General features: G+C 67.5%; 18 protein-coding genes. 10 read left to right on the forward strand and 8 right to left on the reverse strand.

Features of this window, described 5'->3' with window-relative positions; translation table 11 throughout:
• Window positions 1–13: 13 nt before the first annotated feature.
• The 7 genes from NN4_RS01870 to NN4_RS01900 are packed head-to-tail and all read right to left on the reverse strand — an operon-like array spanning window position 14 to window position 10,195.
• Complete coding sequence (locus NN4_RS01870) at window positions 14–799, reverse strand: IclR family transcriptional regulator (RefSeq protein WP_107656845.1); 786 nt, start codon at window positions 797–799, stop codon at window positions 14–16.
• Between the two features lie 12 nt (window positions 800–811).
• Entirely contained in the window at window positions 812–2,371 is a 1,560-nt protein-coding gene (locus NN4_RS01875) for a GMC family oxidoreductase (RefSeq protein WP_147128151.1), read from the reverse strand.
• Window positions 2,364–3,893, reverse strand: coding sequence for an APC family permease (locus NN4_RS01880; RefSeq protein WP_147128152.1), 1,530 nt, complete (start codon window positions 3,891–3,893; stop codon window positions 2,364–2,366). Before NN4_RS01880 ends, NN4_RS01875 begins: the two co-directional genes overlap by 8 nt.
• Window positions 3,894–3,951: 58 nt before the next feature.
• A complete protein-coding gene (locus tag NN4_RS01885; RefSeq protein ID WP_147128153.1) occupies window positions 3,952–5,433 on the reverse strand; it encodes an aldehyde dehydrogenase family protein in 1,482 nt (493 codons plus the stop codon).
• A 5-nt stretch (window positions 5,434–5,438) separates the two neighbouring features.
• Complete coding sequence (locus tag NN4_RS01890) at window positions 5,439–6,608, reverse strand: aromatic ring-hydroxylating oxygenase subunit alpha (protein WP_147128154.1); 1,170 nt, start codon at window positions 6,606–6,608, stop codon at window positions 5,439–5,441.
• Window positions 6,589–7,746, reverse strand: a complete 1,158-nt coding sequence (gene solA, locus NN4_RS01895) for an N-methyl-L-tryptophan oxidase (RefSeq protein ID WP_147128155.1) — start codon at window positions 7,744–7,746, stop codon at window positions 6,589–6,591. The genes NN4_RS01890 and solA overlap by 20 nt, the downstream gene beginning before the upstream one ends.
• A 4-nt stretch (window positions 7,747–7,750) precedes the next feature.
• A complete protein-coding gene (locus tag NN4_RS01900; protein ID WP_147128156.1) occupies window positions 7,751–10,195 on the reverse strand; it encodes a GcvT family protein in 2,445 nt (814 codons plus the stop codon).
• Window positions 10,196–10,390: 195 nt separating this feature from the next.
• On the opposite strand from NN4_RS01900, the gene NN4_RS01905 reads away from it, so the two are divergent.
• The 3 genes from NN4_RS01905 (at window position 10,391) to NN4_RS01915 (ending at window position 13,120) form a co-directional block, all read left to right on the forward strand.
• Window positions 10,391–10,741: a bifunctional 3-phenylpropionate/cinnamic acid dioxygenase ferredoxin subunit gene (locus tag NN4_RS01905; RefSeq protein WP_147128157.1), complete on the forward strand. Its 351-nt coding sequence runs from the start codon at window positions 10,391–10,393 to the stop codon at window positions 10,739–10,741.
• A 121-nt stretch (window positions 10,742–10,862) separates the two neighbouring features.
• A complete protein-coding gene (locus NN4_RS01910) occupies window positions 10,863–12,026 on the forward strand; it encodes an NAD(P)/FAD-dependent oxidoreductase (protein WP_147128158.1) in 1,164 nt (387 codons plus the stop codon).
• A gap of 8 nt (window positions 12,027–12,034) precedes the next feature.
• Window positions 12,035–13,120, forward strand: coding sequence for an S-(hydroxymethyl)mycothiol dehydrogenase (locus NN4_RS01915; protein WP_147128159.1), 1,086 nt, complete (start codon window positions 12,035–12,037; stop codon window positions 13,118–13,120).
• A 15-nt stretch (window positions 13,121–13,135) separates the two neighbouring features.
• Here the strand turns inward: NN4_RS01915 and NN4_RS01920 are convergent, their stop codons facing one another.
• The gene (locus tag NN4_RS01920; RefSeq protein ID WP_147128160.1) at window positions 13,136–13,795 is read right to left on the reverse strand and encodes a TetR/AcrR family transcriptional regulator; all 660 of its coding nucleotides are present in this window, start codon (window positions 13,793–13,795) and stop codon (window positions 13,136–13,138) included.
• Window positions 13,796–13,898: 103 nt separating this feature from the next.
• Between NN4_RS01920 and NN4_RS01925 the strand changes: the two genes are divergently transcribed.
• The 7 genes from NN4_RS01925 to NN4_RS01955 all read left to right on the forward strand — a co-directional run bounded on the left by NN4_RS01925 (window position 13,899) and on the right by NN4_RS01955 (window position 21,989).
• Window positions 13,899–14,843, forward strand: a complete 945-nt coding sequence (locus NN4_RS01925; protein WP_147128161.1) for a hypothetical protein — start codon at window positions 13,899–13,901, stop codon at window positions 14,841–14,843.
• Window positions 14,844–14,985: 142 nt separating this feature from the next.
• Window positions 14,986–16,170: an ROK family transcriptional regulator gene (locus NN4_RS01930; protein ID WP_222594928.1), complete on the forward strand. Its 1,185-nt coding sequence runs from the start codon at window positions 14,986–14,988 to the stop codon at window positions 16,168–16,170.
• Between the two features lie 22 nt (window positions 16,171–16,192).
• A complete protein-coding gene (locus tag NN4_RS01935) occupies window positions 16,193–17,698 on the forward strand; it encodes a sugar ABC transporter ATP-binding protein (protein WP_147128162.1) in 1,506 nt (501 codons plus the stop codon).
• Window positions 17,695–18,735: an ABC transporter permease gene (locus NN4_RS01940; RefSeq protein WP_246180650.1), complete on the forward strand. Its 1,041-nt coding sequence runs from the start codon at window positions 17,695–17,697 to the stop codon at window positions 18,733–18,735. Before NN4_RS01935 ends, NN4_RS01940 begins: the two co-directional genes overlap by 4 nt.
• Window positions 18,736–18,754: 19 nt before the next feature.
• The gene (locus tag NN4_RS01945) at window positions 18,755–19,801 is read left to right on the forward strand and encodes a substrate-binding domain-containing protein (RefSeq protein ID WP_147128163.1); all 1,047 of its coding nucleotides are present in this window, start codon (window positions 18,755–18,757) and stop codon (window positions 19,799–19,801) included.
• Window positions 19,802–19,815: 14 nt separating this feature from the next.
• Window positions 19,816–20,979: a Gfo/Idh/MocA family protein gene (locus NN4_RS01950; protein ID WP_147128164.1), complete on the forward strand. Its 1,164-nt coding sequence runs from the start codon at window positions 19,816–19,818 to the stop codon at window positions 20,977–20,979.
• The gene (locus tag NN4_RS01955; RefSeq protein WP_147128165.1) at window positions 20,976–21,989 is read left to right on the forward strand and encodes a sugar phosphate isomerase/epimerase family protein; all 1,014 of its coding nucleotides are present in this window, start codon (window positions 20,976–20,978) and stop codon (window positions 21,987–21,989) included. The genes NN4_RS01950 and NN4_RS01955 overlap by 4 nt, the downstream gene beginning before the upstream one ends.
• The last annotated feature ends 1 nt before the right edge of the window (window position 21,990 follow it).

Below are 21,990 nucleotides of genomic sequence, written 5' to 3' on the forward strand. Positions count from 1 at the left end.
GGAGCCCGGCCCGTCAGCCGAAGTAGCCGAGCCGCCTGCTGATGTCCGCGGCGCTCGCGATCGCCAGTTCCGCCATCGGCGCGAAGCGGTCCGGGCCGAGCCGATACGACGGCCCCGAAACACTCAGTGCCGCGACGATCGCGCCGTTGCTGTCGAAGACGGGAGCGGCGACGGCATTCAGCCCGATCTCCAATTCCTCACGCACACTTGCCCACCCGTTCTCGCGCACCGCTACCAGCTGGGCGGCCAGGTCGGCGACCTTGGTCAGCGTGTTGACGGTGTAGCCCTCCAGCTTCGGGCCGACCTGCTTGCGCAGTGCCGCCGGTGCGAGCCCGGACAGCAGCACCTTGCCGCTCGACGTGGCGTGCGCCGGGCAGCTCTGCCCGACCCAGGAACGCAGGGCGATCGAGCCGGTACCCGCCGCCTCGACGATATTGATGATCCGATTACCGTCCAGCACAGCGATATTCGTGGTCTCGCCGGTCTCGGCCGCCAGCGCGTTGCACGCGCCCTGGCTCTGCCCGACGAGATCGACCTGCGCACTGGTGGATCCGGCCAGCCGGACGATGGAGAACCCGAGCCGATACTTGCCGCGGTCGGAGAGCTGCTCGACGTAACCGCGCGATTCCAGCACGGCGACCAACCGGGAGACGGTAGATTTGTGCACGCCCAGTTCGGCGGCGATCTCCGTGACGCCGGCCTGCCCCAGCTTGGCGATGATCTCCATCACCAGCAGCGCGCGGTCGACCGACTGCACCGCAGCGGCCCGACCTGTGTCCTCACCATCCTGTTTCGCCATGACGCCGTCATTCTAGGCTGATCCCCTGATCAGGTCCGCGCACTTCTCCGCCATGGCCATGACGGTGATGTTCGGGTTCACCGCGGGCAGTTTCGGCATCGCGGACGCGTCGACCACCCGCAGCCGCGACACCCCCTTCACCCGCAGCTCCGGATCGAGCACCGCCAGCGGATCCTCGGGCGCACCCATCCGTGCGGTGGCGGCCGGGTGGTAGACCGTGTTGTGGGTGGCGTGGATATAGCTCAGCAGCTCGTCGTCGGTGGTCGCGTCCGGTCCGGGGGCGAGTTCCGCGGCGACCCACTCGCGCAGCGGCGACTGCTCGGCGATCCTGCGGGCCAGCCGAACTCCGGCGAGCATGACCTTCTCGTCGTGGCCGTCCGGATCGGTGAAGTATCGCGGGTCGACTTTCGGCCTATCCCGGAAGTCGCGGGTGCGTAGCCGGACGGTTCCGCGCGAGCGTCCCTGGGTCACGTTGGGGGTCAGGCAGAAACCGTTGTCGGTGGTCGGGTAACCGTGGCGCAGGGTGTTCATATCGAACGGCACGCTGCCGTAGTGCATCATCACGTCCGGCAGGCGCAGCGCCTCGTCGGTGGTGGCGAAGAGCCCGATCTCCCACCACTGCGTCGAGGTCTGCACCATCGGCTTGGCGGCCTCCCAGAACACCAGCCCTTCCACATGGTCGTCCAGATTCGCGCCGACGCCGGGCGCGTCGACCAGCACCGGAACGCCGATCTCCCGCAGATGATCGGCGGGCCCGATCCCGGACAGCATCAACAACTTCGGCGTGTCGATGGCGCCCGCGGTGACGACGACCTCGCGCCGAGCCGAGACGGTGTCGTAGCCGGTGAGGTCGGGACGTTGGTAGCGCACGCCGGTCGCGCCGCGGGCCTCGTCGAAGAGGATCTCGCTGACCCGGCAGTCGGTGCGCACCACCAGATTCGGGCGCGAGTTCAGCACCGGATGCAGGTATGCGTGCGATGTCGACATGCGCGTGCCGTCCTCGGCCGCGTTGATCTGGAACCAGCCCGCCCCGTTACGCACGGTGGCGCCCCGGTTGAATTGCACCGTCGGCAAACCGACCGCCGCTGCCGCTTCGAGCACCGCAAGGCCGCACGGGTCGACGGGCGGAACATCGCGCAGCCGAACGGGTCCGGTGCGCCCGTGCTGCTCGCCGGGCGCGTCGTTGTTCTCCAGCCGCGTGACGTAGGGCAGCACCTCGGCCGCGCTCCACCCCTTCGCGCCGAGGGCGGCCCACTCGTCCAGATTCTCCGCGGGCGGCCAGAAGGCGATACAGGAGTTGTGCGAGGAACATCCGCCGAGCACTTTCGCGCGGGCATGGCGCAGATAGCTGTTCCCGCGTTCCTGCGGTTCGATCAGGTAGTCCCAGTCGTAGCCGGAGTCCAGCAGGTGCATCCAGCGGGTGAGTTCGAGAATCGCGCGATCGCCGACATCGGACGGACCCGCCTCCAGCAGGCACACCGACACGTCCGGATCCTCGCTGAGCCGGGCGGCGAGCACACACCCGGCGGTCCCGCCGCCCGCGATCACGTAGTCGAACACGGTGTCAGCCATCGGCCCGCACCTCCGCGGCGTGCGAGGCCAGCGTGCCGATTCGATTGCGCCCCTTCACCGCGTACCACAGCAGGCCGGAACCGAGGATCAGCCCGATGTAGACGAACGCACCCCAGGTGTTGTACCAGGGACTGCCGTACACCTCGGGACGCGGCCAGGCCAGGTTGAGCGCCATGCCGACGCCCCACACCACCGCGACGATATTGACGAGCATGCCCCACCGTCCCATCGTGAAGTAGCCGCCTTCGGCCAGTTCCTTCGGCGGCCACTGCCCTTGCAGCCGCTTCTTCAGCATCGGCCCGGTCACCATCAGGTAGGCCAGGTAGATCATGATGATCGCGATCGATGTCAGCACCGTGAAGATCTTGGGCTGGCCGACATTGATCACCAGGATGAGCGCGGCGAGGACGCCGATCAGGATGGCCGGAATCACCGGCGTCTGCGTCTTGGGATGCACCCGCGCGAGCCTCTCGCCGAACGGCAGCGCGTTGTCCCTGGCCATCGCGAAGGTCAATCGGATGGCGGCCGTGTGCACGGCGAGCGAGCACACCGTCACCGCGACCACGATGCAGCACAGGAAGATCGTGCCGAGCGGACCCCACATCACCTGCTCGACGATGTATTGCAGGCCGCCGCTGGAGCTGCCGATCTGCGGGTCGTTGAGATCGGGCGCCGCCATCACGGCGAAGGCCAGGATGCCCCCGCCGATGACGAACGAGGCCAGCACGGCGCGCAGGATGGCCTTTGGCGCGGTGCGCCGCGGCTCGACCGTCTCCTCACCCAGCGAACTCGCGGTGTCGAAGCCGTACATGACGTAGCCGGAGGCGAGCGAGGCCACCAGGAACGCGCCGAGATAGCCGCCGGACTCCCCCGCGCCGTAACCGTGGGTCGAGAAGAACACCTGCGGACCACGAGTCGCGTTGGCCGCCAGGATGATCACGATCAGCACCGCCGCGATGAGCTCGATGAACACGCCCGAGCTGTTGATCCGCGCCATCAGCCGCACGCCGAGCGCGTTGATCGTGGTGGTGAACACGATCATGATGGTGCCGAGCAGCACCGCGTTGGTGGCGTAGTCGTACTCCCCGGTCCCGTCGCCGATGATCTGGAAGCCGCTCCACAGCCGCGGCAAGTTCAGCTGGAGCGCGAGTACCACGGCGGCCAGCGTCACGATCGAGGCGGTCAGCATCAGCCAGCCCGACGACCATCCGACGATTCTGCTGCCCAACGACTTCGACCAGTTGTAGACCGACCCGGCCACCGGATAGCGCGCCGCGAGTTCCATGAAGCACAGCGCGACAGCCAGCTGTCCGACGAAAACGAGCGGCCAGGACCACAGATACGCGGGTCCGGCGCTGCCGAATCCGAAATAGAACAGCTGGAATGTGCCGGTGAGGATGGAGATATAGCTGACGCCGGCCGCGAAGCTCGCGAATTTTCCGATGCTGCGGTCGAGGGATTCCTTGTAGCCGAAATCCGCCATGCCGGTACCGTCGGGCACCCCGCGCTCTGTGACTACCATCGTTACTCTTTCGCGGTAATGGCCGATACGGGCTGTCCGGCCGACAATGAAACTACGATCAGACGCCCTTGAACCACTCCGCAGGCTTCGGTGCCGTGTTGTGCCAAATGTGTTTGATTTCTTGGTATTCGGCCAATCCGGTCGGGCCCAGCTCGCGGCCGTTGCCGGATCTCTTGAATCCGCCCCATTCCGCGCCTGCGGTGTAATAGCCGAAGTCGTTGAGCCACACGGTGCCGTGGCGCAGCGCGCGCACCACCCGCTCGCCGCGGGCCGCATCCGAGGTGCGAACCCCTGCTGCGAGACCGTATTCGGTGTCGTTGCCGAGCCGGATCGCCTCGGCCTCGGTGCTGAAGCGCTCGACCGTCAGGATCGGGCCGAAGGTCTCCTCCTGCACCAGGCGCATCGACCGGTCGCAGCGGTCGAAGATGGTCGGCAGGTAGAAACTGCCGTCGCGCAGGGCGGGGTCGTCGGGCCTGGCACCGCCGGTCACCAGCTTCGCGCCCTCCGAAATACCCAGCGCGACATAGGCTTCCACCTTCGCGCGGTGTTCCTCGGAGACCAGCGGGCCGGTTTCACTGGCCGGGTCGAGGCCGGGACCGACCCTGATCCGTTCGGCCCTGGTCGCCAGTTCCGCGACGAAGTCGTCGGCGATGGACTCCTCGATGATCAACCTGGTGCCCGCCGAACAGACCTGCCCAGAGTGCAGGAACACCCCGGTCAGCACGTGGTCGACGGCGCTGTTCCACTCGGCGTCCGCGAAGACGATGTGCGGGTTCTTGCCGCCGAGTTCCACCGCCACCTTGGTGACGTGCTCGGCGGCGACCCGACTGATCGTCCGGCCGGTGGCCAGCCCACCGGTGAACGAGATGAAATCGACCTCCGAGTTGTCGGTCAACGCCGTGCCGAGAACCGCGCCGCTGCCCTGCACCAGGTTCAACACCCCGGCAGGAACACCCGCCTCCTCGGCGAGTCGAGCGAACTCGATCGTGCTCAGCGGGGTGACCTCGCTCGGCTTGAGCACCATCGTGCAGCCCGCCGCCAGCGCTGGTGCAACCTTCCAGGACATCTGGAGCAGCGGGTAGTTCCACGGTGCGATCAGCACGCACACCCCGATCGGCTCGCGCACCACCCGGCTGATCACCGCCGGATCGCCCACGTCGACCTGCCGGTCCGACTGCACCCCGACCAAGCCGGCGTAGTAGCGGAACACCGAGATCACGTCGTCGATGTCGATCCGGCTCTCCACCAGTGTCTTCCCGGTGTCCGCCGTCTCCAGCCGCGCCAGCCGCTCCTTGTCGCGGGCCAGCAGGTCCGCGATCCGCAGCAGCAGCGCCACCCGATCGATGACCGGCGTCGCGGCCCAGCTTCCCTCGTCGAAGGCGGCCCGGGCGGCGGCGACGGCGTCACGCGCGTCCTGCGGTGTCGCCTCGTCCACCGTGGCCACGACCGCGCCGTTGGCCGGGTCGGTGATCTGGCGCAGCCCGCCGTCCGCGGCGTGCGTCCATCGACCGCCGATGAGTAGATCAGGGTCGCCATTCATCACATTCACCTCACGTCACCGATCCGACAGGACAACCATTCGTGGAACTCCGCGATGTGGTGCTCTGCGGGCACGAGCACCCCGCCCTTACGGTAGGAGCGGGAGGACATGGTCGGTTGTGTTCGCGCACATGCCGCGAAGTCTTGCTCGTTGACCCGGTGGAACAATTCGACAGAACGGGACACATCTCGTCCCGAGGCGACCACATCTTTGGTATACAACCAATCACACTCGACGATAGTGCGGTCTGCCGACACGGGGAACATCCGGTGAAAAATGATGTGATCCGGGACCAGATTCACAAAAACCGTCGGCCTGATGGTTATCGCGAAGTAGCGACGGTCCTGTTCGGGAGTAACCCCCGGTAGCCGGTCGAAACCCGGCGAGCCGTCGACGGTGAATCCGGCGATATCGGGTCCGAATTCGGCGCCGTGACCGACGAACACCTGTGCGGCCAGGCCCTGGGCGAATTCGGGCAGCACCTCGGTCAGCTCGGGGTGGATGGTCGCGCAGTGGTAGCACTCCATGAAGTTCTCCACGATGAGCTTCCAGTTCGCCGCGACGTCGTAGACCACTCGGCGGCCCACCTCGAGGGTGTCGATCTCGTAGGCGTCGATCGCGGCCGGGTCGCCGAGGCGTTCGGTGACCGCGCCCATCACGTCGTGCTCGAACGACGGGGGCTCGTCGGCCAGGCAGACCCAGGCGTAGCCGAGCCATTCGCGCAGCGCGACCGGGACGAGTCCGTAGGCGACCCGATCGATGTCCGCGCCGGTGGCGTCCTTCAGCGCACCCATGTTCGGCGCCGCGACCAAGGTGCCGTCGAGTGCGTAGGTCCACGCGTGGTACGGGCATTGCAGGTTGCGCCGCACCTGTCCGGTGTCCTCGGTGCACAGCATCGCGCCGCGGTGGCGGCAGATGTTCAGGAACGCACGTAACTGCTCGTCGCGGCCGCGCACGATCAGCACACTCTCGCGGCCGACCTGCACCCGCTTGAACTGTCCAGGTTGTGCGATATCGCCGGTTCTGCTGGCGCAGAACCACATTCGTTCGAAGAGCTGCTCCTGTTCGGCCGCGAAGACGCGGTCGTCGACGTACCACTTGCCGCCGAGGGTCGGGATCAGCGCCGGTGGCGCAGGCGTCGCCCTGCCAGGATCGCTATGCGAGGTTGTTTCCACTGGTCACCAACCTTTGCGGGTCGAAAAGTGTGATGGGGTGCGCGGTCTTCGCGTCGATGACCAGGTCGGCCAGGATCTCGCCCACCACCGGGACGAATTTGAAGCCGTGACCGGAGAAGCCGCAGGCGACGGTGACACGGGTGCCGCCGGGATGGCGGGCGATCACGAAATGCTGGTCGGGGGTGTTGGAGTACATGCAGGTCGCCGTGTGGACGCACGGACCGGAGACGGCCGGGACCAGGGCGGCGACGCGGTGGCGCATCTCCTCGACCTCGGATGGGTGCACGACGCGGTCGATGGTGTCCGGTGTGCAGACGATGCCCTTGCGGAAGAACGCCGTCTTGACCCCGCCGGTCGGTCCATCGATGGCGGGGAAGCCGTAGATCTGCGTGCCGGAGTCGTCCTCGGCGATGTAGATCGGCTGGTCTTCGAACGCGGCGGTCCCGCCGATCGGATCGAACCAGTAGAGCACCTGCCGTTCGATGGTGATCGGAATACCGAAGTCCGCCAGCAACTGTGGCGCCCAGGCTCCGGGGCAGACAACCAGCTGATCCGCGCGGTAGGTAGCTCTGGTCGTGGTCACCGTCACGCCAGAATCGGTTTCCGCCCAGCGGAGCACCTCTTCGCCGAACGACAGGGTCGCACCGGCCCGCAGCGCCAGGTCGATGTGTGCTTGCACGGTCAGTTCGGGGCGCGCGAACCCGCCGTTGGGCTCATACACCGCGATATCGTCGGGCGCGGGCGTGAAAAGCGGGAAACGCCGCCGGATTTCGGCGGCGTCCAGCACCTGGTGCGGCAGCGACCATTCGCGACTCGCCCGCAGACTGCCCGCGACCGTCAGGCTGTCCGGAGGGCCGAGATACAGGCCGCCGGTGCGTCGAATGACTTCGCGGTCGGCGTCGGTGGCCAGCTGCTCCCACAGTTCGTAGGCCCGCAGCAGCAGCGGAACGTAGGCGGGGTCTTCGAAATAGGACTGCCGGATGATGCGGGAACCGCCGTGGCTGGAGCCTCGGTCGTGCGCGGGCGTGAACTTCTCCAGCCCGAGCACCCGCTGACCGCGGGCCGCGAGGTGATACGCGGCGGCGCTGCCCATGCCGCCCACGCCGATCACGATGACGTCGTAACCCTGTGTGGTCATGTCGCTACCTCTTGATCCTGGACATCTCGGGATCCACCACCGGCTCCGTGTGCACCGTCGCGGGGTAGCGGGAGCCGAGGTAGTCGACCTCGACGGTGTCGCCCACGGCGACGGCCGCGGGTAGCCAGGCATAGGCGATGCAGCGGCCGAGGGTGGCCGAGTAACCCGCGCTGGTCACGTATCCCGCGCACGAGCCGTCCAAGTAGACCGGTTCCTTACCGAGGACGATCGCCGAGGGGCTCTCGAAGACAATGCTGCGCAGCAGTTTTGCCGGTTCTGCGGCCTGTTCCAGGGCGCTCTTGCCGATGAAGTCGGGCTTGTTCATCCGCACCGCGAAATCGAGACCCGCGGCGGCGGGCAGGTGCTCGGCGGTCATGTCGGTTCCCCAACTGCGGTAGCCCTTTTCGATCCGCAAGCTGTTGAACGCGATCCGGCCTGCCGCGATGACGTCGTGCGCGGCGCCTGCCTTCCACAGCACGTCCCAGAGTGCGTTGCCGTACTCGGCGGTCGCGTAGATCTCCCAGCCGAGCTCACCGACGTAGGAGACGCGCAGCATGGTGACCGGGATGGCGCCGAGGTTGGTGTGCAGGGCCCGGAAGTATTTGAACGACTGGTGTGACAAATCGTCGGAGCACAAGGACTGCACCAGGTCTCGCGCGTTCGGGCCCCACACGCCGATACAGCAGGTGCCGCCGGTGATGTCGCGCAGCAGCACCGACCCGTCGGTGGGCAGGTGCCTGCTGAACCAGTCGAAATCCAGCGGACCGTTGGCGCCCACCTGGAACCGTTGCGGACCGAGCCGGGCGACCGTGAGATCGCTGCGGATACCGCCTGTCTCGTCGAGCAGCAGTGCATAGGTCACGGAGCCGACGCTCTTGTCCAGATTGTTGGTGGTGAGCCGCTGGAGGAGTTCCAGCGCGCCCGGACCGGCGACCTCGTATCGGGTCAGCGGCGTCATATCGAACATCGCGACCCGCTCCCTGGTCCAGTGCGCCTCGGCAATGGCGATCGGCGACCAGAACTTGCTCGACCATTCGTCGCGGTCCGGGAACGGCAGCCCGTCGGCGCGAAGTCGTTGCGCCAGCGCGGCATTGGCTTCGTACCAGGCGGGCCGCTCCCAGCCGCCGCCCTCGAAGAAGAACGCACCCAGTTCCTGCTGGCGACCGTAGAACGGGCTGGTCCGCAGCCCGCGGAGCGCCGTCCGATACTGGTGCGGATGGATGATGTCGTAGACCTCGACGAAGGCCTGCGAGCTCGTCTGCATGATGAATTGGTCGCTGCGCGCGACGTCCTCGAAACGATAGAGATCGCACTCGTGCACGTCGGTGCCCGGCGCGCCGTCGATGATCCATTCCGCCGTCGCCTTGGCCACGCCGGCCGAATGGGTGACCCATACGGCCTCGGCGACCCAGAATCCCGCGAGGTCACGGTGCTCACCCATGATCGAGAAGCCGTCGGGGGTAAAGGAAAATATCCCGTTGAAACCCTCTTCCGGTTTCGAATCACCGAGCGCCGGGAGCAAATTCATCGATTCCCGCCAGGCGGGCGCGAAATCCGCCTCGGTGAAGGGCAGCATCGAGGGCATTGCCTCGTCGGCGGTGGCCGATTCCAGGGTGGACATGTCCACCGGCATCGGGGCGTGGCCGTAGTAGCCGATGCCCATGCGATCGCCGTGTTCGCGAAAATACAAATCTTGATCTTGGTGACGCAGGATCGGCAGGCTTGCGACTCGGCCGCGGTTTGCCAGCGCGGCCAGCGGTCCGGTCTTGGCGTATTGGTGGGCCATCGGCACCAGCGGCACGACGAGGCCGACCTTTCGCGCCAACTCCGCGCCCCAGAATCCCGCAGCGCAGACGACGATATCCGCGGCGAGCACGCCGTCGGCTGTCCGCACACCGACGACTCGGCCACCGCCCTCCTCGATGCCGAGCACCTCCTGGTTCGGCAGGAACCGCGCGCCACGACCGGTCGCCGCCCGCGCCTGCGCCGCCGCGGCATTCAGCGCATTCGCCAAACCATCTGCCGGAGTGTGGAATCCGCCGATAACCTGGTCGATATCGAGCAGTGGATACAGGGCCGCGCATTCGGACGCATCCAGCAGGCGCCCCTCGATGCCCCACGACTGCGCCCAGCCCGCCTTGCGGTGCAGGTCGCGCCAGCGGTCCGGGGTCGTCGCTACCTCGAGACCACCGACCGGGTCGAAGGCTCGCCCGTCGGAATGGTCGAGCGCGCCGAACTTTTCGGTGGTGTACCGGGCGAACTCGGTCATCGTCTTGGACGGGTTGGTCTGGAACACCAAACCCGGTGCGTGCGAGGTGGATCCGCCGGTACGGAAGAGGGGCCCCCGGTCGAGCACGGTGATATCGGACCAACCGCGGGCGGTCATTTCGTCGGCGAGAGATGTCCCGACTATCCCGGCTCCGATGATGACAACTTTCGGGTTAGCCAAAGGGTGCCTCCGGTGTTGCTTGTAGCGCAACGAATTCTTATTACGCAACAAATAGTCCGCCTGCGGAGGCGCGCTGTCAACAGCTGGAAACCTGTTGTTCACAGGGCGATTCAGGGGTTGACGGGTGCCGTTCACCGGCGCACACTGTTGCGTATTGCGATATCAGTTGCGCTCTGAGCAACTCTTGGAGGGTTTATGGAATCCCTTGCGAAACAGCCAGCCCCTTCCGGGACGGAACTGTTCGTCGCGCGCCTCGCGGACCTGCCGGTCGGCGAAGTCGCCACGGTGCGGCCGGACCACGGCGCGCCGATCGCGGTATTCCACACCGAGCAGGGGTTGTTCGCGATCGACGACACCTGCACCCACCAGGACGCGTCCCTCGCCGATGGCTGGGTGGAGAACTGCACGGTCGAATGTCCGTTGCACGAATCATGTTTCGATCTGCGCACCGGGCGGGTCTCGGGGCCACCGGCCAAGGTCGCGGTCCGTACCTACGCGGTGCGGGTGCTCGACGGCAACGTCGTGGTCTCGACCGAGGCGTCATGAGTGCATTGCGGTCGGCGACGCGCACGGTGGAGTCGCGTGTCAGCGAGACCGAGTCATGTAGCGAGCGAATCATGTGGCGCGCTATGCGCATCACGGAACCGAGCGCCGACGAGGCGAAGTCATGAGTGTGGTCGTCGTCGGTGCCTCTTTGGCCGGGTTCTCGCTGGTACGGGAGCTGCGCACGCATGGCTACGATGGCGAGATCACCGTCATCGGCGATGAGGTACATCCGCCTTACGACCGCCCACCACTGTCAAAGGAGTTCCTGCACGGCGACGTTGATATCACCTTGGACGACGGCACCGACGATCCCAGCACCCGCTGGCTTCTCGGCCGCCGCGCAGTCGGAATCACCTCGGCGGCAACCGGTCCCGGCGTGACCCTGGACGATGGCACAGTCGTTGCCGGGCAATCGCTGGTGCTCGCCACCGGGGCCCGCGCTCGATCATTACCCGGCGCACAGACACTCACCGGCATCCATACGCTGCGCACCATCGATGACGCACGCGCGATCCGTGCCTCCTTGCACACCGCACGCACCGTGGTGATCGTCGGCGCGGGCCTGATCGGTGCCGAAATCGCCTCGACGGCAGCTTCTCTCGGCGTGCAGGCGACCATCGTCGAACTCGCCACCGACCCACTCGCCGGTGTCTTCGGCCCGCGCCTCGGAGCGCTGTGCGCGGATCTGCACGCGGCCAACGGTGTCCGGTTACGCACCGGCATCGCCGTGGCCGAATTCGTGGGCGGCCACCGCGTCAGCGCGGTCCGGCTGACCGACGGCACGCTGCTCCCCGCCGATGTCGTGATCATCGGCATCGGCGCGATCCCCAACACCGAATGGGCACAGGATTCGCCGCTGCGCATCGACAACGGCTTCGTCACCGACTCCCGCTGCCGCACACCAGTTCCCGATATCTACGCCATGGGCGACTGCGCCCGCGCCTATCACGATGAGCTCGGCGCACTCCATCGTTGCGAGCACTGGTCGAACGCCACCGCGCAGGCCCGGATCGTCGCCGCCACCCTGACCGGCGCAGCACCGGAGCCCATGCCGTCCACCTATTTCTGGTCACGCCAGTACGGCCGAATGATCCAATTCGCCGGCTACCGCCGACCGGACGACGTGCTGCGCTTCGTCGACGGCGACCCGTCCACGCCGTCGTGCACCGCACTCTACGAACGCGACGACGTACCGGTCGCCGTCTTCGCCATCGACAACGCACGCCTGTTCACCAGGTACCGCAAGCAGATCGAGCGGCGGCCCGCGGCCATCGCCACCCCGTAGGAGGATTTGTGTCCGAAACCGTTCGCGGCGTCATCGCCCGCCGCACCGGCGCCCCGGTCGAGCTGGTCGACGTGGTGATCCCCGATCCCGGACCGCACGACGTCGTGGTGCGCGTGCAGTCGTGCGGGGTGTGCCACACCGACCTGCACTACCGCGAGGGCGGCATCAACGACGAGTTCCCGTTCCTGCTCGGCCACGAGGCGGCGGGCGTCGTGGAGACTGTCGGGGAATCCGTCACCCACGTGTCCATAGGCGATTTCGTCATCCTGAACTGGCGGGCGATCTGCGGCGAATGCCGCGCGTGCCGGCGCGGACGTCCCTGGTACTGCATCGATACCAGCAATGCCAGCAAGAGCATGACGCTCATCGACGGCACCGAGCTCACCCCGGCTCTGGGCATCGGCGCGTTCGCCGACAAGACGCTCGTCCACGAAAGACAGTGCACCAAGGTCGATCCCGCCGCCGACCCGGCCGTCGCCGGACTGCTCGGCTGCGGGGTGATGGCGGGCATCGGCGCGGCAATGCACACCGGCAATGTCTCGCGCGGGGACAGCGTGGCGGTGATCGGCTGCGGTGGTGTCGGCGATGCCGCGATCGCCGGTGCTCGTCTGGCGGGGGCGGCGACCATCATCGCGGTCGACCGTGATCCACGAAAGCTCGCCTGGGCCAGGCAGTTCGGCGCCACCCACGAGATCGACGCGAGCGCCGAGGACGTGGTCGAGCGGATCCAGGAACTCACCGGCGGCTTCGGCGCCGATGTGGTGATCGACGCCGTCGGCCGACCGGAGACCTGGAAGCAGGCCTTTTACGGCCGAGACCTGGCGGGCACCGTCGTGCTGGTCGGCGTGCCGACCCCGGAGATGACCCTCGAGCTGCCGTTGATCGAACTCTTCTCGCGCGGCGGCGCGTTGAAATCCTCCTGGTATGGCGACTGCCTGCCCGAGCGTGACTTCCCGATGTTGATCGACCTCTACCACCAGGGCAGACTGCCTTTGGAACACTTTGTCACCGAACGTATCTCACTCGACGAGGTGGAGAAGGCGTTCGACGCCATGCACCACGGCGACGTGCTGCGTTCGGTCGTGGTGTGGTGACGAGCCCGGGTCCGGTCAGCGTGGCGGCAAGAGCCCGTTCACTATGGCCGCCAGCCCATTCCGATGTATATCGCGATAGGTCAGCTCGCCCCACTGGTCTGCGATCGCGGCGAGCGTCGGCAGCTCTTCGGCATCGAGCCGATCCATGGCCGGGTCGGTAGCCGTCTCGAGCCGCGCCTTCCGGCGCTCCCGGTTCACTCGGATGATGAGGTCGCCCACGATGTAGTACCAGATGGTGCGGTACACGTCGACGGCTTCCTCGGTGCTGCACCCACAGTCGACAGCAGCGGCCACCATCAGCTCGACCATCCCCATCGCCGAGGGCACGAACAGCGGGTCGGAGGTCAATACCTCGATGATCCACGGACGCTCGGCGAGGCCTTCGTACAGGGCACAGGCGACTTCGAGGAGCCGCTCCCGCGGGTCATCGGAGTACTCCCGCCGCGGAATATGCCGGGCATGCGACTCCAACAGCAGCAGCAGGAGCTCGTCCTTGTCGCGCACATGGTGATACAGCGCCATCGGCGTGCTGCCCAGCTCCTTCGCCAGCCGCCGCATCGACAGGCCGTCGGCACCTTCGGTCCGCAGCAGTCGATCGGCGGCGACGACGATCGCGTCCTGCGACAAACGCGGTGGTCGGCCCACCTTTCCCTTGCGATCCGTTTCTCCGGGCATCGGTCCATCTTCCCCTTCGCCGGTCGCCCCTGAAATCAGGGGCGGTGCGCCGCCTGTGCTGAAGTGGGCGCTGCCACCTGGCTGATCGGATCTGGAGAACTTGATGAATGTGGTCGACCCCATGGAAAGCGTCGTCGTCTTCATGGTGGGGCCCGACCCCGACGACGGTTTCCTCGCCATGGTGCGCACGCAGGACGACCACGCGGTGCAGCGCGCCTGGCAGGAATTGGTCGCAGAGCACAACATTCGGGCCGAGCAGGTGACCGCCGTGGTCGCGGAATGGCAGCCGTCGGCGGCGGACGCCGCGTTCATCGAGCAGACGTTCGGCGAGGTCGACCTGTCCTATCTGTTCGACCGTCCCGCGGCAGACGGCTGGGATGCCGCGTTCGCCGCGGCGCAGGTCGCGCTGCAAGCCGAGATCGAGCGCCGCGACGCGGATCCGGCCGCGATGGCGCTGATCGAGGAGAGCACCAAGGACGGGGTGGTGCTGCCCGTGCTGCGCAGCCGTTCGCTGCCCGGCAGCGATATCGTCCGGGACGCGATGGAATATCTCCCGCTCGGTGACCATGTCTATGCCACGTTGGCGCGCATGGCGAAGACCCCGCGCGGCACCATCGCTCAGACGCCCCTGCTGAACCACGACTTCGCAGACCACGAGGATGTCGTCACGCAGTTCGCCAACGCGACCATCGCCTTGGCGGACGGCCTCGGCCTCGAGGGCTGGGACACCGAAGACGGTCCGATTGCCCGCGTGTTCCGGCGGGACAGCTTTCAGGGCAGCTCCGCGATTCTGTTGCCCAGGTTCCACAGCTGGGTTGCCGAGGCGACCGGTTGGCAAGAGCTCGTCGTAGCCGTGCGCTGCGCCGATGAATTGCTTGTTACGCCTGCGGATTCCCCGATGGCCGAGCGGTTGCGGCGCGACATCTCGAATGCCGAACCGGAGTGCGCCGAGCTCCGGCCGACGCTCTTCCGGGTCACCGGCGACGGGCTGGAGAACATCGAGTTCGTGCTCGAGAGCAGCGCCGCTTCGCCCTCCGCCATGGGCTGATCTGCAGCGAATCAGCACGTTCGGCCCCGGGCAGCCGCTTTGTCCTGTCAGAGAACAAACTTCGTCTCGATCTATCGAAAGCACCTCCAGAACTCACCGAAGTGCGGTTGAATTCGCTCAGTTGCAGAGAAAGAAGCATCTGATGCGGATCGCGGCACGACCTGAAAATGCCCACCAGGCCCGGATTTTGCGGTTGCTGCGGGATCGGGGGCCGCAGTCGCGGTCGGAACTGGGTCAGCCGATGGAGCTGTCCCGGTCCAAGCTCGCGGTCGAACTCGATCGGCTCGCCGCGCTCGGGCTGATCGAGGCCGGCGGATTGGCGGCCTCCAGCGGCGGCCGACGCTCGGCGATCGCCATGCTGGCGTCGGGTCTGCGTTTCGCGGCCATCGATATCGGCGCGACATCCATCGACGTCGCGGTGACCGACGGGGAGCTGCGGGTGCTCGGGCAGCTGTCCGAGCCGTGCGATATCCGGCAGGGTCCGGCCGCAGTGCTGGAGCGGGCCCTCGATCTGCTCGGCAAACTCCGCGCCGACCCGAGCATGTCCGGGCGGCTGCACGGGGCAGGCGTCGGCGTGCCGGGCCCGGTGAGTTTCCGGGAGGGCATGCCGGTCGCGCCGCCGATAATGCCTGGCTGGCACCGCTTTCCGGTGCGCGAGGCCATCGCGCAGGAGCTCGGCTGCCCGGTGCTGGTCGACAACGATGTGAACATCTTGGCGCTCGGTGAGATGCAGGCCGGCTCAGCGCATTCGGTGGCGGATTTCCTGCTCGTCAAGGCGGGCACCGGGATCGGCTGCGGCATCGTCGTCGACGGCGGCATCTACCGCGGTGTGTCCGGCAGCGCGGGCGATATCGGCCACCTGCGGATCACCGACGACGGCCCGGTCTGCGCCTGCGGCAACAGCGGCTGCCTCGAGGCCTACGCTGGTGGCGCCGCATTGGCCCGGGAAGCCACCGCCCGCGCCGCACGGTCACCCTTCCTCACCGAACGCCTGGCCGCCGCGGGCGCGCTCACCGCGACCGACCTGGCCGACGCCGCGGCGGCGGGAGACCCGTTGGCGGTGGCCATGATTCGGGACGCGGGCACCCATCTCGGCACCGCGCTGGCCGGGTTGGTCAGCTTCTTCAACCCGGGGCTGGTGGTGATCGCGGGCGGACTCACCGGGTTCGGCCATCCGCTGCTCGCGGAGATCCGCAGCGTGGTCTATCGCAGGTCGTCGCCGCTGGCCACCGGCAACCTCCCGATCGTGCTATCCGAGCTCGCCGAGCTCGGTGGGGTGATCGGCGCGGCGCGGCTCATCAGCGATCACATCTTCAGCGTCGCCTGACGACACGGCAAGGAATTCGGCCATGAACACCGTGCTGACCATGCGGGGCATCGTCAAGGACTTCCCCGGCGTGCGCGCCCTCGACCACGTCGACCTCGACATTCGCGCCGGCGAGGTGCACTGCCTGCTCGGCCAGAACGGCGCGGGCAAGTCCACGCTGATCAAAGTGCTTGCCGGAGCGCATCATCCGGATGCGGGCGAACTGCACTGGCTCGGCAAGCCGGTGCGGCTGTCCGGTCCCGCCGCCGCCACCCGGCTCGGCATCGCCACGATCTACCAGGAATTGGACCTGTGCGACGGCCTCGACATCGCCGAGAACATCTTCCTCGGGCACGAACAGGCGCGGGCCGGATTCACCCGCCGCGCGTCGACCGCCCGCGCCGCGACCGCCCTGCTCGAGCGCCTCGGGCACGGGGAGCTGCGGCCGGACACGATGGTCGGTACCCTGCCCGCGGCGGCCAAGCAGGTGGTCAGCATGGCGCGGGCGCTGTCCTACGACGCGCGCCTCATCGTGATGGACGAACCCTCCGCCGCGCTCGGTAACGACGAGGTGACCAACCTCTTCCGCATCATTGATCAGTTGCGCGCGGAGGGCGTTGCCGTCGTGTACATCTCGCATCGGCTGGACGAGATCCGCACCATCGGCGACCGGATCACCGTGCTGAAGGACGGCCGCACCGTCGCCACCGGACTACCCGCCCGCACCACCGGCACCGACCAGGTCGTCGCGCTGATGACCGGCGGCAATGGCGCCGAAGAGCTGCTCGCGCAACAGCCTTCGCATGCCGAGGATGCCGCCGAGGTGCTCCGGGTGACCGGACTCGGTCTGGCCGGGCGGTTCCGAGATATCTCGTTCGCGGTGCGCGCGGGCGAGATCGTCGGTCTCGCAGGTTTGGTCGGCTCGGGCCGCTCGGAAGTACTCGAAACGATCTACGGCGCACGGCCCGCGTCGACGGGGTTGGTCGAGGTCGACGGTCGCCGGGTCAGGCCGGGTAGCACGTCCGCCGCGGTGGCCGCCGGGATGGGGCTGGCGCCCGAGGAGCGCAAATCGCAGGGCTTGTTTCTGCTGGAATCGGTGGGGCGCAACATCTCTGCCGCGTCACTACCGCGCTATTCCCGGTTCGGCTGGTTCGACCGCCGCCGGGAACGCGCGGAGACCGGCGGCGTGCTCGCTCGCGTCGGCGTCCGCCCCGCCGACCCGGACTACCCCGTGCGTGGCCTTTCCGGTGGCAATCAGCAGAAGACGGTGCTGGCTCGCTGGCTGTTGGAGGACTGTCGGGTGCTGCTGCTCGACGAGCCGACCCGCGGGGTCGATGTCGGGGCCCGCACCGACGTGTACACGCAGGTCCGTGGGCTCGCCGAACGGGGTGTCGCGGTGCTGATGGTGTCCAGCGACCTGCCCGAACTGCTCGGGCTGGCCGACCGGGTGCTGGTCCTGCGCGACGGCGAGATCATCCACGCGGCGGCCGCGGCCGAGCTCACCGAGCCGGACATCATCGCCATGATCATGGAAGGGAGTGCGCTGTGACCGAACGCATCCGCAGCACACCCACAGTTCGCACCGAGGCGAAAACACCGGCGGTGGACGGTGATCCGCCGACCGCAAGCCGACGTAAGGGCGGGCGCGGCGAACTACGCAAGCACCTGACGTTGATCGTCGCGCTCATCGCGCTACTGCTCGTCGGGGCCTTGACCAAGGGCGAAGATTTCCTCAGCACCGGCAATATGATCACCATCCTGACCCTGGCGTCGGTCATCGGCGTGGTGACCGTCGGCATGACGTTCGTGATCATCGGCGGCGGCATCGACCTCTCGGTCGGCGCGATCATCGCGTTGGCCTCGGTCTGGTGCACCACCACCGCCACCCAGTCCTACGGCGTGGCCGGGATGGTGCTCTGCGCGCTGCTCGTCGGCCTCGGCTGCGGCGTGCTGAACGGGGCACTCATCGCCTACGGCCGATTGGTACCGTTCATCGTCACGCTGGCCATGATGGTGGCCGCCCGCGGGCTGGCGGAACAGATCTCCGGGCGGCAATCGCAGCTCGTCACCACCGACCTGCTCGCCCTCGCGCAGAACCGGGTGCTCGGCATACCCCTGCTGGTCTACCTGTTCGTGGTGGTTGTCGCGATCGGCTGGATCGTATTGGAGCGCACCACCTTCGGCCGACGTAGCGCGGCGGTGGGCGGCAATCCGGAGGCGGCCCGGCTGGCCGGGATCGACGTGCGCAGGCACACCCTGCTCCTCTACGCGGCGTCGGGGCTGTGCTGCGGTATCGCCGCCGTCATGCTCACCGCGCAGACCACCACCGGCACCAGCACCAACGGCCAGCTCTACGAGCTGGACGCGATCGCCGCGGTGGTCATCGGCGGCACGCTGCTCAGCGGCGGCTTCGGCACCATCACCGGCTCGATCCTCGGCGTGCTCGTCTTCACCGTGATCGAGGATCTGTTCATCCTCAACAACCTCGAACAACCCATCCAGGCGATCGGCAAGGGCGCCATCATCGTGGCCGTCCTGCTGTTCCAGCGCTTCGGTCGCGCCCGCGCGGTCCCCACCCTCACCTGAACTCTCACCAAGGAACATCATGGGCTCCACACTCTCGCTCCCCCGTCGCGGCATCCTGCTCTCCGGCCTGGCCGCAGGCGCAGGCGTCCTCGCCGCCGCGTGCACCTCGAACGACACCACCGCCAGCACGCAGGTGGCCGGTGGTACCGGCGACAACTCGGCTGCCGGAAAGCAAGTGCGCGTGGGCTTTTCCGCGCCCGCCGCCGATCACGGCTGGACCGCGGCGGTCACCCGCAACGCGCGGGCGCAGGCCGAGAAGTTCGCCGACGTCACGCTGAATGTCACCGAGGGCACCAACGACGTCAGTCGTCAGATCGAGCAGGTGCAGTCGATGATCAACCAGAAGGTCGACGTGCTCGTGGTGCTGCCGTTCGACGGCAACGCGCTCACCGAGGTGGCGAAAAACGCGATGGCCGCCGGAATTCCGGTGATCAACCTGGATCGGGTCTTCGCGTCGGCGCTGGCCTACCGCACCTGGATCGGCGGCGACAACTACGGAATGGGCGTCAACGCAGGCACGTTCATCGTCGGCAAGATGAAGGACGCGGGCATCGCCGATCCGGTGATCGTGGAGATCGCGGGCATCGACAACCTCCAGCTCACCCAGGAACGCAGCCGAGGTTTCCAGGACGCCCTCGCCGCCGCCGGATTCCGCGTCGCCGCAAGGCAATCCACCGATTTTACGGCCGCGGGCGGACAGCAGGTCGCCAGCCAGATGCTCCAGGCGACGAAGAAGATCGACGCGATGTGGAACCACGACGACGACCAGGGCATCGGCGTGCTCGGCGCGATCAAACAGGCCAACCGATCCGGTGAGTTCGTCATGGTCGGCGGCGGTGGCTCGGCCCAGGCCATGCGCGAGATCCAGGCGGGCAACTCGCCGCTGCAGGCCACCGTGCTCTACAGCCCGGCCATGGCCTCCTCGGCGGTCGCGCTGGCCCGGCTGCTCGGGCAGCGCAGGGCCCTCGGCGATCTCGCCGAACACGATGTGCCCGCGAAGATCACCACGTTCTCCGCGGTGGTCACCAAGGACAACGCCGAACAGTACCTAGCGAACGGCTATTGACCGATCGGAGCCAGATGACCTCGACAGACCGCCGCACGCTCGGCATCGGGATGGTCGGCCACGCCTTCATGGGGCGCGCCCATTCGCATGCCTGGCGCAGTGTGGACGCGTTCTTCGACCTGCCGCGGCGGCCGGTGCCCGTCGTGCTCGCGGGGCGCGATGCCGATCGGGCCTCGGTCGCGGCCGCCCGGCTGGGCTGGGCCGGCGCGGTGGGTGACTGGAAACAGTTGCTCGACCGCGACGATGTCGATCTCATCGATATCTGTACGCCCGGCGACAGCCATGCCGAAATCGCCATTGCCGCATTGCAAGCCGGCAAGCACGTGCTGTGTGAGAAGCCGATGGCCAACACGGTCGCAGAGGCGGAGTCGATGGCCGCCGCCGCCGAGCAGGCCGCCACCCACGGGGTCCGGTCGATGGTCGGGTTCAGTTATCGGCGGGTGCCCGCGCTGGCGCTGGCCCGAAACTTGGTGGCGCAGGGGCGGATCGGCACCGTCCGGCATGTGCGGGCGCTGTATCTGCAAGATTGGCTCGCCGATCCGGGCGCACCGCTGACCTGGCGGCTCGATCGGCGGCGCGCCGGGTCGGGGGCGCTCGGCGATATCGGGGCGCACATCATCGACGCCACCCAGTTCGTCACCGGGGAGACGTTGACGGGAGTGTCGGCGCTGCTGGACACGTTCGTCACCGAACGGCCGCTGCCGGGCGGGGTCGGCAGCGGTCCGGTGACGGTGGACGATGCCGCGCTGTTCCTCGGGCGGCTCTCCGGTGGCGGGCTGGCGTCGTTCGAGGCGACCAGGGTGGCCGCCGGGCGCAAGAACTCGCTTCGCCTGGAGCTCAACGGCACCCATGGCAGCCTGGCCTTCGACCTGGAGTCGATGAACGAGTTGTGGTTCCACGACCACACCGAAGAACCCGAGACCGCCGGGTTCCGCCGCATCCTGGTGACCGAACCGCAGCATCCCTACACCGGGGCCTGGTGGCCCGCCGGGCACGGGCTCGGCTACGACCACACCTTCACCAACGAGGTGGCCGATCTGGTCATCGCGATCGCGGCGGATAAGGATCCGAGCCCCAGCTTCGCCGACGGGCTCGCGGTGCAGCGAGTCTTGGCCGCAGTGGAGGCGAGCGCGGCGGACGACGGGCGCTGGACCGTCATCGGAGGAGGACAACAATGAGACCGATCACGCTGTTCACCGGGCAGTGGGCCGACCTACCGTTCGAGGAGGTGTGCCGGCTCGCGGCGGAATGGGGCTACGACGGGCTGGAAATTGCCTGCTCGGGCGATCATTTCGAAGTGGACAAGGCGCTCGCCGATCCCGATTACTCGGCACGCAAGCGGAAGACCCTCGAGCGACATGGACTACAGGTTTTCGCCTTGTCCAATCACCTTGTCGGTCAAGCGGTCTGCGACCATCCGATCGACGAGCGGCACCGGGCCATTGTGCCGCAGCGCATCTGGGGCGACGGCGAGCCGGAAGGTGTGCGCAGGCGCGCTGCCGCCGAAATGGCCGATACGGCAAGAGCGGCCGCACAACTGGGCGTGCGCACGGTCGTCGGGTTCACCGGATCGAGTATCTGGCACACCGTCGCGATGTTCCCGCCCGTGCCACCGGAGACCATCGAACGCGGCTACCAAGACTTCGCGCAGCGCTGGCATCCGATCCTCGACGTGTTCGATGCCGAAGGAGTCCGATTCGCGCACGAGGTGCATCCCAGCGAGATCGCCTACGACTACTGGACCACCGTGCACACCCTGGCCGCCATCGATCATCGCCCCGCCTTCGGGTTGAACTGGGACCCTTCGCATTTCATCTGGCAGGACCTCGATCCGGTCGCCTTCATCCTGGACTTCGCCGACCGCATCTACCACGTGGACTGCAAGGACACCAAGGTCCGCTGCGGCGACGGCCGTCGCGGCCGCCTGTCCTCCCACCTACCGTGGGCCGACCTGCGCCGCGGCTGGGACTTCGTCTCCACCGGCCGCGGCGATGTGCCGTGGGAGGACTGCTTCCGCGCCCTCAACGCCATCGGCTACACCGGACCGATCTCCATCGAATGGGAAGACGCGGGCATGGACCGCCTCGCGGGCGCCCCCGAAGCCCTCGCCTTCGTCCGCCGTCTCAACGCCATCACCCCACCGAGCGCCTCGTTCGACGCGGCATTCAGGTCCGAGCCGAGGAGCTGAT

It is taken from the genome of Nocardia ninae NBRC 108245 (assembly GCF_007990755.1).
Classification (GTDB): Bacteria; Actinomycetota; Actinomycetes; order Mycobacteriales; family Mycobacteriaceae; genus Nocardia; species Nocardia ninae.

Bases quoted from the DNA above. Each gene is read 5' to 3' on its own strand.
- NN4_RS01905 (WP_147128157.1), top strand. From the start codon at position 10,391: ATGGAATCCCTTGCGAAACAGCCAGCCCCTTCCGGGACGGAACTGTTC.
- NN4_RS01955 (WP_147128165.1), top strand. From the start codon at position 20,976: ATGAGACCGATCACGCTGTTCACCGGGCAGTGGGCCGACCTACCGTTC.
- NN4_RS01935 (WP_147128162.1), top strand. From the start codon at position 16,193: ATGAACACCGTGCTGACCATGCGGGGCATCGTCAAGGACTTCCCCGGC.
- NN4_RS01925 (WP_147128161.1), top strand. From the start codon at position 13,899: ATGAATGTGGTCGACCCCATGGAAAGCGTCGTCGTCTTCATGGTGGGG.
- NN4_RS01885 (WP_147128153.1), bottom strand. From the start codon at position 5,433: ATGAATGGCGACCCTGATCTACTCATCGGCGGTCGATGGACGCACGCC.
- NN4_RS01880 (WP_147128152.1), bottom strand. From the start codon at position 3,893: ATGGTAGTCACAGAGCGCGGGGTGCCCGACGGTACCGGCATGGCGGAT.
- NN4_RS01875 (WP_147128151.1), bottom strand. From the start codon at position 2,371: ATGGCTGACACCGTGTTCGACTACGTGATCGCGGGCGGCGGGACCGCC.
- NN4_RS01920 (WP_147128160.1), bottom strand. From the start codon at position 13,795: ATGCCCGGAGAAACGGATCGCAAGGGAAAGGTGGGCCGACCACCGCGT.
- NN4_RS01950 (WP_147128164.1), top strand. From the start codon at position 19,816: ATGACCTCGACAGACCGCCGCACGCTCGGCATCGGGATGGTCGGCCAC.
- NN4_RS01945 (WP_147128163.1), top strand. From the start codon at position 18,755: ATGGGCTCCACACTCTCGCTCCCCCGTCGCGGCATCCTGCTCTCCGGC.
- NN4_RS01910 (WP_147128158.1), top strand. From the start codon at position 10,863: ATGAGTGTGGTCGTCGTCGGTGCCTCTTTGGCCGGGTTCTCGCTGGTA.
- solA (WP_147128155.1), bottom strand. From the start codon at position 7,746: ATGACCACACAGGGTTACGACGTCATCGTGATCGGCGTGGGCGGCATG.
- NN4_RS01870 (WP_107656845.1), bottom strand. From the start codon at position 799: ATGGCGAAACAGGATGGTGAGGACACAGGTCGGGCCGCTGCGGTGCAG.
- NN4_RS01930 (WP_222594928.1), top strand. From the start codon at position 14,986: ATGCGGATCGCGGCACGACCTGAAAATGCCCACCAGGCCCGGATTTTG.